General features: G+C 30.8%; 9 protein-coding genes. 3 read left to right on the top strand and 6 right to left on the bottom strand.

Annotated features, from left to right (window positions below):
• Positions 1 to 2: 2 nt before the first annotated feature.
• Positions 3 to 911: a ribonuclease Z gene (locus tag A8C32_RS07925; RefSeq protein ID WP_069829892.1), complete on the top strand. Its 909-nt coding sequence runs from the start codon at positions 3 to 5 to the stop codon at positions 909 to 911.
• On the opposite strand, the gene A8C32_RS07930 is transcribed toward A8C32_RS07925, so the two are convergent.
• Positions 898 to 1,317 (bottom strand): hypothetical protein, encoded by a 420-nt coding sequence (locus A8C32_RS07930; protein ID WP_123803358.1) that lies wholly within the window; start codon positions 1,315 to 1,317, stop codon positions 898 to 900. The two genes, A8C32_RS07925 and A8C32_RS07930, sit on opposite strands and share 14 nt — an antisense overlap.
• A gap of 157 nt (positions 1,318 to 1,474) precedes the next feature.
• Positions 1,475 to 1,879, bottom strand: coding sequence for a hypothetical protein (locus A8C32_RS07935; protein ID WP_069829894.1), 405 nt, complete (start codon positions 1,877 to 1,879; stop codon positions 1,475 to 1,477).
• A gap of 86 nt (positions 1,880 to 1,965) precedes the next feature.
• Between A8C32_RS07935 and pdxH the strand changes: the two genes are divergently transcribed.
• Positions 1,966 to 2,613 (top strand): pyridoxamine 5'-phosphate oxidase, encoded by a 648-nt coding sequence (gene pdxH / locus A8C32_RS07940; RefSeq protein WP_069829895.1) that lies wholly within the window; start codon positions 1,966 to 1,968, stop codon positions 2,611 to 2,613.
• Positions 2,614 to 2,781: 168 nt separating this feature from the next.
• Positions 2,782 to 3,276 (top strand): CAP domain-containing protein, encoded by a 495-nt coding sequence (locus A8C32_RS07945; protein ID WP_069830189.1) that lies wholly within the window; start codon positions 2,782 to 2,784, stop codon positions 3,274 to 3,276.
• Between the two features lie 62 nt (positions 3,277 to 3,338).
• Here the strand turns inward: A8C32_RS07945 and A8C32_RS07950 are convergent, their stop codons facing one another.
• From A8C32_RS07950 to A8C32_RS07965, 4 genes are read right to left on the bottom strand one after another with little or no spacing between them, the layout of a single operon-like run.
• Entirely contained in the window at positions 3,339 to 5,273 is a 1,935-nt protein-coding gene (locus tag A8C32_RS07950) for an OmpA family protein (protein ID WP_069829896.1), read from the bottom strand.
• Between the two features lie 43 nt (positions 5,274 to 5,316).
• Entirely contained in the window at positions 5,317 to 7,233 is a 1,917-nt protein-coding gene (locus A8C32_RS07955) for an OmpA family protein (RefSeq protein WP_069829897.1), read from the bottom strand.
• Positions 7,234 to 7,245: 12 nt separating this feature from the next.
• A complete protein-coding gene (locus A8C32_RS07960; RefSeq protein ID WP_069829898.1) occupies positions 7,246 to 8,172 on the bottom strand; it encodes a PorP/SprF family type IX secretion system membrane protein in 927 nt (308 codons plus the stop codon).
• A 19-nt stretch (positions 8,173 to 8,191) separates the two neighbouring features.
• Positions 8,192 to 14,068 (bottom strand): T9SS type B sorting domain-containing protein, encoded by a 5,877-nt coding sequence (locus tag A8C32_RS07965; RefSeq protein WP_083253289.1) that lies wholly within the window; start codon positions 14,066 to 14,068, stop codon positions 8,192 to 8,194.
• Positions 14,069 to 14,418 lie beyond the last annotated feature (350 nt).

A 14,418-nucleotide genomic window follows, 5' to 3' on the forward strand; every position in this document is an offset into this window, starting at 1 on the left:
TAATGAAGCTTTCTATTTTAGGCTGTTATAGTGCCACCCCAAGAACCTTAAATAATACAACATCTCAAGTATTAGAAATTGGTAACCATATGTTTTTAATAGACTGTGGAGAAGGGACTCAGGTACAATTACGTAAACATAAAATAAAATTTAACCGTATTAAGCATATTTTCATTTCGCATTTACATGGCGATCATTTTTTTGGTTTAGTAGGTTTAATTTCAACATTTAGGTTGTTAACTCGCGAAACAGATTTACATATCCATGGTCCCAAAGGGATTAAAGAAATAATTACACTTCAAATGAAGTTGGCAGATTCATGGACTAATTATAATTTGATTTTTCATGAATTAACTTCAAAAAAATCTGAATTAATTTTTGAGGATAATAAAGTTGAAGTATTTACCATCCCGTTAAATCATAGAATTTACACAAATGGGTTTTTATTTAAAGAGAAAGAAAAGGATCGTAAATTAAATATAAGCGCTGTTGAAGATGCTAATATTAATATAGCTTATTATAGAAAACTTGTTCAAGGTTTTGATGTTGTAAATGAAGATGGTGAAACTATAAAAAATGAAAAAGTAACTTGGCCTGGACTAAAACCTAAGAGTTACGCTTTTTGTAGTGATACTATGTATAAAAAGGATATAGTACCTATAATTGAAAATACAGATGTATTATATCATGAATCTACTTTTCTAGATAAGCATGCAGATTTAGCGGTTAAAACAAAGCATTCCACAGCAAAAGAAGCTGCTTATATAGCAAAACAAGCAAAAGTTGGGAAATTGTTATTAGGACATTATTCAACACGTTATGATGGCTTAAATGCTTTTAAAGAAGAAGCTCTTGAAGTTTTTGATAATGTAGAACTTTGTGAAGATGGTAAAACATTTAATTTCGATTAAGTTCTTTAATTCGCATGACCCATTTTATAGATTCGTCTAAAGATTGAAACTGTTTAACTTCTTTAGGGCAAATAAAATTTTCGATATTAGCATTCATTAATGAACTAAGATTATAATAAACAATAGCGCCAGCTATGACAATATCATACGTATTGAGAGCTTTAACCCATTCTTGAGGATTTGATGAGTAAGAGTTTATTCGATTTGAAATATAACATATTTTTGCATTGACTCCATAAAAATCTACAACAGTATTCATTATTTTCCATATTTTATCTTTATCGAGGTGTACACCTTCATAAATTTCTGTAACTACAAAATCGTCAAATAGATAAATATCTCCAAAAGAGAATTGTAATTTTGAGAGGTTTAATATATTATAATATTTACTGTTTTTAATTTTCATATATCTTATAGCAATACTCAATGTAATGATTTTGAATTAAATATCAAATAAATAAATTTTTGAAAAATAATAACTCATGTTGTAGATTCTTTATAAAAAGTTGCAACTAATATTTAATGAGTATATACTCTAAGAACAAGAGTATTAGCAAATTAAATTATTTTGGATTTTCTATCCATTTTATAGCTTCTTTTAATGATGTACAGTTCTTTATTCTTTTTTTAAAAAACTGTTGCTCAATTTTAGCATTCATTGAAGTTATAGGAGTATAGCTAACTATAGCGCTAGCTATAACTATATCATATTTATTTTCGACTTTCGACCATGAATGCGGATCTGATGAATAAGAGTTAACTCGATTGGATATACATCCTAATTTTGGGCTTTCACCGTAAAAAAATATAATCTGCTTTATTAATTCTTCTACTTGTTCCCGTCCAAAATGTACACCCTCATTTAATTCTGCAATAAAAAAGAACTCACACAAATAAAAATTTCCAAAATGTAGGTTTAATTTAAAATAATCTAAACTTTTTGAATAATCAGAGTTTTCAAACTTCATGTTGTTTCTTTAGGGTTTACTAATTTAAAAAGTTTATATATATATTACTGTTTAAAGAAAAATAATTTTTTGTTATTTTGTAGTCTATGGAAAAGGATTTAAGTAATTACAGGAGATCTTACGAAAAAGGAGAACTACTTTTAAAAGAAGTACCTAATAACCCTATGGAATTATTTCAAAAATGGTTTCAAGAGGTTGACGCGTTTTTTGTAGAAGAAGAAACTAATGCTATGACAGTTTCAACGGTAGGTTTAGATGGGTATCCAAAGAGTAGGGTGGTACTATTAAAAAAATATACTAATGAAGGCTTTATTTTTTATACGAATTATAATAGTGAAAAAGGACAGGCCATAGCTAATAATTCTAATGTTTGCTTATCTTTTTTCTGGAATGGTGCTGAAAAACAAATTATAATAAAAGGAAATGTAAAAAAAACTTCAGAAAGTTTAAGTGATGACTATTTTAGATCTAGACCTAGAGGAAGTCAATTAGGTGCTATTGCTTCAAAACAAAGTGAAGTTATAAAAGATAGAGTATTACTTGAAGAAAAGCTTTCTAATTTAGAAAAGGAATATAAAGGTAAAGAAATATCAAGACCAGATAATTGGGGAGGATATATAGTAGAACCTATTGAAATTGAATTCTGGCAAGGGCGTGCAAATAGATTGCATGACAGAATTAGATATGTTAAACAATCTGATTCTAGTTGGTTAATCGATCGATTATCTCCTTGAAAAATCAGATCAAATACTTGGTTTTTTCTTACTATATGGTATTTCATCGATTAAAAACATTAATTATCGTTAAACTGCGTGTTTTTAATCGATTTTAACATTTTTTTAACATTTGATTCAGGTTATGCTACTTATTTTGGTAATTCCAAAAAACTAAATCTACCTGCAATGAAATTATTAAAACTCCCTCTATTAGCAGTATTAGCTATTTTAATATGCTTTTCTTGTTCAACTGATAGTGTTGATGATAAAGAGAATACTATAGTATTGAGTAATGATAATATTGAAGCAAAAGCAATAGAAACGGAGATACTTGTACTTATTAATGATCATAGATCAGCTTTAGGATTAAATTCATTACAAGAAATGAAGATTGTTAAATCTGTGGCATTTAGTCATACAGATTATATGGTTGATAATGAAAAAATATCTCATGATAATTTTTATACGAGAAGTGATTACTTAAAGTCAAATGCTAATGCTAAAAAAGTATCTGAAAATGTAGCTTATGGTTATAGTTCTGCTAAATCTGTGGTAGACGCATGGTTAAGAAGTGAAGGACATAAGGCTAATATTGAAGGGGACTATACAAATTTTGATATATCTGCAGAGAAAAGTGAGGATGGTAGATGGTATTATACTAACATCTTTATAAAAAAATAATCGCTTTTATTAAAAACGATTATTTTTATTACTGTTTTATCTAGAGTATTTAGTTAAAAAATTTAATCCATTCTTACAACGATCAATTGTGTACGTCTATTTAATTGATGTTGCTCTTCTGTACATGTTGATGTATCATCACAATCATTAACCAGATTTTGTTCTCCATAACCTTTGTGTTCAATAATTCTTTCAGGGTTTAGACCTTTACTTAACAAATACTTATAAGTGTTTGTTGCTCTTTTAATTGATAAATTGTTATTGTATGAAGCTGAGCCTCTAGAATCTGTATGAGATTCAATTTTTATTAGCATATTAGGGTATTTAGTCTGCATTAAATGGATAACTTTATCTAATTCAATACTACTATTAGTATTAATATTAGACTTGTTATAATCAAAATATATTGGTGATGGTTTTGTCATTGAAATCAATTCTTCCTCTTCTTCGATTTTATCAGGATCTAAAACAAAATTTGTGGTAATGCTGGTTATATTTCTTTCTATGTTTTTAGAATTAACCATTTTAGATTCTGTTGTATAACTATCCTTTTTAACATCTACTTTATAATAAGAATCTCTATCAATATTTATTTCATAATACCCATCCTTGTCTGTTTTTAAAGTTGCAATTTTTTTATTATTACCGTCTAATAATGTAACGATAACATTAACTAGGGGAGTGTTAAGAATAGCGTCTTTTACTGTTCCTTCTATTTTTAATTGTGGAATTCTATCGTAAGCATAAATATCATCTCCACCAATGCCTCCATTTCTATTTGAAGCAAAATATCCAGATAAACCATCATTATTCATGAAAAAAGAAAAATCATCTTTACTGGAGTTTACAGGCACTCCAAGATTTATAACGCTAATAATATTATTGTTTTTATCGGCTACAGTTCCAAAAATATCAAATAATCCTAGTCCAGGATGTCCGTCTGACGAAAAGAATAATGAACCTTCACTATTAATAAAAGGGAATCTTTCATTTTTAGTTGTGTTTATTATTTCTCCCAAATTTTGAGGAGATCCAAAAGTGCCATCTTTGTTTATTTCTACATAGTAAATATCAGACCCACCTATTCCTCCAGGCATGTTAGATGTGAAATATAATTTGTTTTCATCTTCATTTAAAGCTGGGTGACCATTAGAATAATCGTTATTATTAAATGGTAATTCTTTAATATTTATCCATTTACCTTTTACTAAACTGGCTTGGTATATTTTAAGATTAGTGAAGCCTTTTTTATCTTTACCTAAAATGTTTTTGTTGAAATTATTTCTTGAAAAGTATATGGTTTTACCGTCTTTAGTCATGGTAATTGGACCATCATGATACATAGAATTTATATCTCCCTTTAGTTTAGATTTATAGGTTACATTGTTATTCGTTTCATTTTTTTTAGCAGCATATATATCTAGAAAGGGTTCTTTATTCCATCCATAAGTATGTTTTATTGAAACCCCTTTATTTCTTGATGATACAAAATAAATATTTCCATCATGCTCATAAGCTCCAAAATCACTGTATTTTGAATTAAAATTAACTTCAGTTAAAAAGTACTGTGGTTTTGCATTGAAAATAGATGTAATAAAATCGCTGTCTTTAGTAAATCTATCTGTTTTTATAATTCCGCCAGCATTTTTAAATTTTTCAAGCCAAACTCTTGATTCTTTATAGTTTTTAATACCCCTTAAGGCTTGAGCATAATTATAATAATATTCAATAGGAATATTATCTTGCTGTACGGCTTTTTTATAATATATAACTGCATCTTCTGGGTTTCGCATATATGCATAACTGTCTGCTAGTTGCCTTGTAGCATAATTTATGTTATATTCATTATTAATGAGTTCATGATATACTTTGGCAGCATTAACAAAAGAAAATTTGTTGAATAAATTATCGGCTCTTTTTTGTGTGCCAGATTGAGCAAAAAGAGAAATACTTATTAGTAAAAAAAAGTTTATTATGATATAGTTTTTTGGTTTCATATGGTCTTTTTAAATTACAAAAATCCAGTATTGTATATGTTGTTTACTCCATTTTAACTACAATAAATTGTGTACGTCTATTTAATTGATGGTCTTCTTCTTCACAGTTTTCACCATCTTCACAACCATTTGTTAATCTACGTTCTCCAAACCCTTCATGTTCAGTTATTCTTGCTGGCGTAATACCTTTACTTATTAAGTAGTCGTATGTGGCATTGGCTCTATCTATAGATAATTTATCATTATATGATAGGGCACCTCTGGAATCTGTATGAGATTCAATACGTATTATCATATCTGGGTAATCGTTTTGCATTAAACTCACAATTTTATCTAATTCTAATGCTGCATCTTCTCTAATATTATGTTTATCATAATCAAAATAGATCGTGTTTAATTCGGCAAGTTTTACAACATCTTGTACTGGATTTAATAATAAATTTGCAGTAATGGTTGTTAGCTCTGTTTGCAAATTCTTTGATGTAAATGTGCGGTAATCATCGATGTACTTTTTCTGACTACCTACAATTTTATAATCTTTGTTTCTGTCAATATTGATTTGATAATATCCATTTTCATCGGTTTCCATATAAGCAATTTGCTTATTATTTTCATCAAACAGGGTGATTACAGAATTGGCAACTGGATTAGTATTAATGGCATCGGTTACAACACCTTCTACATGTAGTATAGGAACTCTATGATACGCATAAATATCATCACTACCACGACCACCTGCTCTATTAGAAGCAAAATAGCCCGTAATCCCGTTAGGATTCATAGAAAAAGAGAAATCGTCTTTACTAGAGTTTACAGGAACACCTAAATTGATAACATTTTCAATGTTTCCGTTTTCCCCTTTAATAGTACCAAATATATCTAATAGACCTAATCCTGTATGTCCATCTGAAGAGAAAAATAACACTCCTTCATTGTTAATAAATGGAAAACCTTCTGCGTTTTCAGTATTTACAACGTTTCCAACGTTTTTAAGATCTCTTAAAGTTCCATCTGGATATATGTTTACTACATATATATCTGAGCCGCCAAATCCTCCAGGTCTATCTGAAGTAAAATATAATTTACTATCATCAATATTTAGAGCAGCGTGTTGTGTTGAAAAATTATCTCCATTTATAGGTAGATCTTCAATGTTTGTCCATAGGCCATTTTGTAAAGTGGCTCTATAGATTTTCATATTGGTTAATCCTTTCTTGCCTTTTGTTTCAAGGTCTTTATTAAAATTATTTCTAGAGAAATACATGGTTTTACCATCTTTTGTAATGGTTACTGGTCCATCATGGTAAATAGAATTAATATCACCTTTTATTTTAGCGGTATGATCTACATTTTTTCTAGTTCCAACGTCTGTAACGTAAACATCTAAAAAAGGTTGTTCATTCCAACCATATAGACGTTTTATAGACACACCTTCATCTCTAGAAGAGGTGAAATAAACTTTACCATCATGCTCAAAAGCTCCAAAATCACTATATTTTGAATTAAAGCGTACTTTATCTAAAAAATATTGTTGTTTTGCTCCAAATACGCTTGTTATAAAATTTACATCTTTAGAGAAGTCATTTGTATTTACTACACCTCCAGAATCTTTATAACGTTTTAACCAAACTTGAGATTCTTTATATTTTTTCATCCCTCTAAGAGATTGTGCGTAATTATAATAATACTGTATTGGCACATTTTTTTGCTGTACTACTTTTTTATAGTATCTAGAAGCATTTTTTGGATCTCTTAAATAGGTATAACAATCTGCTAACTGTCTTGTAGCGTAGTCTTTGTTATAGTTATTTTGAATAAGTTCTCTATATACTTTGGAGGCTTTTACAAATGAAAACTTATTGAACAATGTATCAGCTCTTTTTTGCTTTCCTTGTTGTGAGAATGCAGAAAAACTTATTGTAAATATGATACAGACTAATATGTAATTTTTAATATTCATAGCAAACTAGTATTAGAAATATCTTGGAGACTTTAATTTTGAACTTAAGAATTTGAACTCATAAATTAATAGTATTTCATGGGTTCCTGTCGTGTAATCTGCAATTTCTGAAATGGGTTTTTCATAAGCATACCCTACACGTAATTGTCTTGAAACTTGAAAATCGGCAATACCACCTATGGCAGCAGTTTGCTCATTAATTCTATATGAACCTCCTAACCAAAATTTCTCATTAAATAAGAAATTAGCAGTTAAGTCTATTGAAATAGGTGCACCATTAGTAGCTTTTAATAAAGCAGCAGGTTTAAATTTGAAGCTTTTACTTAAATCAATAACTCCACCAGCAGTAACATAGTAACTAACACGGTCTAGTGCTTCAAAGTCATTTTTATTATTAATATCATTATTTAGTATTCTTGGAGCAGATACACTAAAGTATACTCTATTTGTATGCCAATAGACTCCGGCTCCTATATTAGGACTCCATCTATCTTCTGTACCAAAAATTAAGGGATCATTTTGATTTGCTTGGTCTAGACGAAAATCTGTATCAAAACTAAATTGAGTAAAACCAGCTTTAACACCAAAAGCTAATTTGCCAAATCTTCCCGTTGGAATAGTATATGAAAAATCTCCATATAGGTATGAAAAGTTTTGAGGACCTAAATCATCTTCTATAAAAGATAAACCTAAACCTATTCTATCGTTCCTAAGTGGTGTATGTATAGAAAGGGTTTGTGTTATTGGGCCTCCTTTAAAACCAACCCATTGGCTTCTGTGTAATCCAACAACACTTAATGCTTCTCTACTTCCTGCATATGCTGGGTTTATAGAGATTGTATTGTACATATATTGAGTAAACTGTGGTAATTGTTGCGCAATTCCAATTGAACAACTTAACAGAGCAATAGCTATGATGTTATGTTTAGTAAGTTTCATAATAAATTAGGTTAATATATTATTTGGTTCCTAAGTAAACAGGTCCTGTTATAGGACTTAATCCACTATCTCTTAAATTAATTATATAGTAATATGTTCCATTAGGTAATTTACCAGCATTACCAACAGATGTTTTAGAGGATCCATCCCAATCTCCTAAGTTTCCAGAAGTTTTTAAACTACCAAGTGTGTAATTATTTGACTCGTAAACTAAAGCTCCCCAGCGGTTAAAAATTTTAACTTCGGCAGTAAAGCCACATAAATCAATGCCTTCAATATCGAAAGTTTCATTAAAACCGTCTCCATTTGGTGTTATAGATTTTGATATAACAATATCATTTTGTCCACAAGGTAATACAACACAATAAATGACTTTCATGGTGATTTCTGTAGTAGTAATACATCCACCTTCTAAAGAGGTATGTCTAAATTTATAATCTTTACCATTTAAAACAAAATCTCTAGTAATCGTTATGCCTGAAGGGTCGAAAAGACTTTCGCTTAGAGTTGCAGATAAATCGCCTTCTAATATTTCCCAAGTACCTTCTATATCATCAAATAGTAGATTGTTAAGGTTTAAAACACCTTCATCAAGACATCTATCTTCGGCTACTATTTCTGTGAATACTTCATCTAATGCAACTTGTACTGTTTGTGTGTAAACTTCTTGATTATTACATTCATCTGTAACTGTCCATGTTCTAACAATTTCGTAATCTTCTAATACATCTTCATTAAAAGAATTAGTTTCATTGAAAACAACAGTTATATTGGTTGAACAATTGTCTGTAAACTCTAAGTTTGGTGTTTCTGGTATATCTGTACAACTAGCATTTAATGTTATATCAAAAGTTGTGGTAGGCACAGGTGCAGTAGTATCTTGAACTGTTATGGTTTGTGTGTGTGTTGTTGTTAAGTTACATTCATCTGTAGCAGTCCATGTACGGGCTATTGTATAATTTGAAGGACAATCTCCGTTTGTTATAACATCATTAACAGTTACTATAGCATTTCCACAATTATCTGTAGCTGTAAATGTTTCTGCTACCTGAATATTATCACATTCTACTGTAATGTCACCAGGTAATGTTTCTACAAAGGTAGGAGGTGTCGTGTCTTGAACTGTTATTATTTGTGTATGTGTAGTTGTTAAGTTACATTGATCTGTAGCTGTCCATGTACGTGTTATAAAATAGTTATTTATACAATCCCCATTAGTTCTAACATCGTTTACTGTAACAGTAGCAGAACCACATGTATCTGTAGCTGTTAATGTTTCGGCAGTTGGTAAAGCATCACACTCGACAGTTAACCTATTAACAGGAAGTGTTTCTACAAAAGTAGGAGGTGTCGTGTCTTGTACAGTTATTATTTGGATATGTGTATTTGTTAAACCACAATCATCGGTCGCTGTATATGTTCTTTCTATTTCATAATTAGCAGGACAATTACCGTCTTTTCTAACATCATTAACAGTTACTATAGCATTTCCACAATTATCTGTTGCAGTTAACATTTCAACTTCTGGTACATTATTACATTCTACTGTTATATTTTGAGGAAGTGTAACTTGATCAAAAGTTGGAGCAGTAGTGTCTGATGTTGAAATTATTTGATTTGCAGTTGCTATATTACCACATGCATCTGTAGCTGTCCAAGTTCTAGTAATTCTAAAAGTTCCAGAACACATGCCATCAGTTCTAACATCACTAAAAGTGATTATTGGATTAGAGTCGCAGTTATCTGTTGCAGTAGCAGTTCCAAAAGCAATAGGTGACAGGTCATCACTACACTCCGCTGTTGCATTTGCTGGCAAAGATAATACAGGAGGCGTTGTATCTATAACTGTAATGGTTTGTGTATGGGATATTGAAATACCACAAATATTAGTAGCTGTCCATGTTCTTAAAAGTGAATATCTACTTGGACAATCTCCATCTGTTCTATCTTCTGTGTAAAGAATATTTATATTACCACATGTATTTGAAGCTGTTAGTGTTTGAGCAGGAGTTATTGCATCGCATTCTACTGTTTCATCTGTTGGTAAATTAGTTTCATTAAATACAGGATCTGTAGGTTTGGTAAACGTATACGTAGCAGTACGATTAGTTGTTTCACATAAATCTACTATATCCCAAGTAATGGTGATTGATCCTCCTGTACAGAAGTCAATAGATTGATTAGTAAAGTTATTTCCAACTACAGGAGAACAACCTCCAGTAATACTGTTATTAATAGTCATTGTTTGGTCATTAACCCATGCAGCAATATCATTATCTAAATCGGATTGTGCAGTCGTTATATCTAAGATACTAAAATTACAAGCATCTGTAGTCTTATTTTTTGTATTACTGTAGGTTATTCCTTTCGAAATGTTAACCATGAAACTAGCAGTATCTTGACCGTTTTCACAAAGATCTGTTACATTATAAGTTACATTAACTGTACCACCATTACATAATAAAGGTGCAGTTAAGCTGCTAAGATCTGTAGCTTGCGGGTTATTACCCCCGGTAACGCTAAATCCATTAATCCAGTTATTAAAAGCTGTATTAAGTTCGTCTTGATTTGCATAGGTACAAGAATTAACAGTTAAGTCTTGTACATCACTAATAACAAGAGGGTTTGTAGATTGTACAGTAAATGTAGCAACGTCTTGACCGTTTTCACAAAGATCTGTTGCATTATAAATAACATTAACAGATCCTCCACATAAAAGGGGAGCAGTATATGTTTGATCAAATTGACCTGTTGGATTACAACCTCCAGTTACAGAGAAGTTAGTTAACCATAGAGCAAAAGCAGCATCTAAATCTGCTTGATCTGTGTAAGTTCCAGCAGGAATTGTTTCGTTAGTAATATTGCTAACTACTAATGGGTTAGGTATATTGACTGTAAAGGCAGCTGTATCTTGACCGTTTTCACAAAGATCTGTTACATTATAAGTTACATTAACTGTACCACCATTACATAATAAAGGTGCAGTTAAGCTGCTAAGATCTGTAGCTTGCGGGTTATTACCACCGGTAACGCTAAATCCATTAATCCAGTTATTAAAAGCTGTATTAAGTTCGTCTTGATTTGCATAGGTACAAGAATTAACTGTTAAGTCTTGTACATCACTAATAACAAGAGGGTTTGTAGATTGTACAGTAAATGTAGCAATGTCTTGACCGTTTTCACAAAGATCTGTTGCATTATAAATAACATTAACAGAGCCTCCACATAAAAGGGGAGCAGTATATGTTTGATCAAATTGACCTGTTGGATTACAACCTCCAGTTACAGAGAAGTTAGTTAACCATAAAGCAAAAGCAGCATCTAAATCTGCTTGATCTGTATAAGTTCCAGCAGGAATTGTTTCGTTAGTAACATTGCTAACTACTAATGGGTTAGGTATATTGACTGTAAAGGCAGCTGTATCTTGACCGTTTTCACAAAGATCTGTTACATTATAAGTTATATTAACTGTACCACCATTACATAATAAAGGCGCAGTTAAGCTGCTAAGATCTGTAGCTTGTGGGTTATTACCACCGGTAACGCTAAATCCATTAATCCAGTTATCAAAAGCGGTATTAAGTTCGTCTTGATTTGCATAGGTACAAGAATTAACAGTTAAGTCTTGTACATCACTAATAACAAGAGGGCTTATAGGTTGCACAGTAAATGTAGCAACGTCTTGACCATTTTCACAAAGATCTGTTGCATTATAAATAACATTAACAGAGCCTCCACATAAGGTAGGAGCAGTATATGTTTGATCAAACTGCCCTGTTGGATTACAACCTCCAGTTACAGAAAAGTTAGTTAACCATAAAGCAAAAGCTGTATCTAAGTCAGTTTGATTTGTATAAGTTCCAGTAGCAACGGTTTCGTTAATTACATCGCTAATTATTAAAGGTATAGGTGTTATTGTAATGGTTTGAGTGACATTAATTGTATTATCACAATCATCTGTAACACTATATATTCTAGTAATGATTTCTGGACACGAATTATTATCAGAAGTATCAGAAACAAATGCTACAATAGGTGTAATACCAGAGTTGTCTGCTTCATCGGTTACCACATCAATGTTAGGAGTAGGTATGTCGTCTTTACAATTGATGTTTATTGGATCTGGATTGCTAGCAGTAGGAGCTTCATTTATATAATCTAAATAATCTATAGGAATGGTATTTGGCGCTAAAATAGGTTCACCTATACATGAGCCAGTAGACTCATAACCTTGAATTAACTGAAAGTCAAATGGTATGTTAGATGTTGCTCCAATACCGCTTACAGTTCCATTAACAGAAACATTAGGGTCAAAAGAAGGATTACTTAATATAGAGCAATTCGTAGTAACTGTAAATTTAAAAGAAATATCTGCTAATACGGTATCTGGATTTGCTGGTAAAGGAAGCGTTCCTATATTCCAAACAATAGCTCCATTAGTTCCTATTGTAGGATTAAAAATAGGAGCAGAATGATTTATTAGAGGTGTATAGTTTGTATTAGTGGTTATGTCTAAGCCTAAATTAATAGGGTTTACAGAAGCTGGTAAGGGAATAGTAAGTATTGTATTTGTGATGGCTTCTGTTCCTGTATTTTTAATTTCTATTTTATAATTAGCATCATCATTTGGATTTATAGTTGAACCTGGAGGGTTACCATTTACAGATATACTAGTTAAAACACCTTCAGATTCTGGAACATAAGCATCTACAGCAAAGGTTACATTAAAAATACTATAACTATCTCCAGCTGTTCCATATCTAAAAGTTGTTGAAGTCTGTCCATTATTTATTATACTATTATCATCTGTTGGATCTGCATTATTATTTCCATTATCAATATCAAACATTACAATATCGATTCCAGCATTATTCTTAATAGAAGGGTTTCTAACATTTCCTCCTGTTAATATTGTTGAGTTAAAAAAGTTTCCTGTTGAATTTTCACTATGATTTAATGGCTCATAATCTCCTGAATTTCTTTTTTCTATTTCAAAGTAATCACCACTATAAGCTACTTCACCTTCACCAGCCATAAGTCCTAATTTTAAATTAATGTCTCCATTTACCGAAGCATTAAATCCATTAGCTGTAATAGTATAAATATCTGTTGATGCACCATCAACATAAGCAAAACCATCAAAAACAGTAATATCTCTCCATTGCATTTTAGAGTTTTCATAAACAACTACCATACCCCAACCTCCAGAGAAACCTGTAATATCTTGATGACCTTCAACTAGTGGCATATCTGCTACAAAATAATTTCCTATACCATTTAGCTTAACATAATCTGTAATTTCTGTATAAGCTGCAAAAAGGTTTCTATCTACGCCTCCAGTAGGGAATGCTAAATTGTTAGGGGGAGTTGCTAAAACTTCAGTATATGTTGTAGCTAATGGTCCTTTTAATAGTACTTTACGTTTATCAAAGTTTTTAGTTACACCATTTTTAGTTACTTGAAATGTATTAGGGTTGTTATCTCCATCTAAATTTGGATCGGATCCTGTATCAGCTCTACCTGCCCAATATAGACCTGCATAAAGAATTTTTGAACAATCTGGTAAAGCTCCATTTTCTGTAGAAAAAGTTAAGTTAGATGATGATGAATTAAATGTGTTTGGATCTCCATCAATATCTATATACTCCATGTCCCTATTGTTGTCTGCAGTATCACTATAATTTACTAATTGTAAGTTAGCATTACCTATCATAGTAAAATCACCCTTAACGTGGTATACCGTTTGTGTTGGAGTAGCGCTTGATGCTCTAGGAGCAAAAGGGATTCTAACTTGACTATAACTTTTAGTAATACTTACGACAAGTAAAAGAACAAATGCCATCAATTTAATTGATTTGCTATTTGTAAATGCGTTATAAGTGTATAGTTTGTTCATTGTTTAAATCTTTAAAATTGATTTATTGTATTTGTTGTAATAGCTATGTTTTTTTGAGACTAATTAGTTAACATTAGTCTCAAATGAGAGACCTAAATTTAATTATTAACAAACAAGTTTTGGAGGGATAAAACTGAGAGGGCATAAGCATTGTTTTTTAATGCTTTAATTGTATGTAATATTAGATTTAGGCTCATAATCTTAAATTTTGTAGGATAAGACAAAAAAACAGATATGTGATTGAGCATTCAAATATTAATGGTAAATCACTAATAAATTCGTTTAAGGGGTTTTCGAAAACATTTAATCGGTTTAATAAGTTTTTTGTCGTAAGGTTAATGAATGACTTA

Source organism: Flavivirga aquatica (genome assembly GCF_001747085.1).
Lineage (GTDB): Bacteria > Bacteroidota > Bacteroidia > Flavobacteriales > Flavobacteriaceae > Algibacter_C > Algibacter_C aquatica.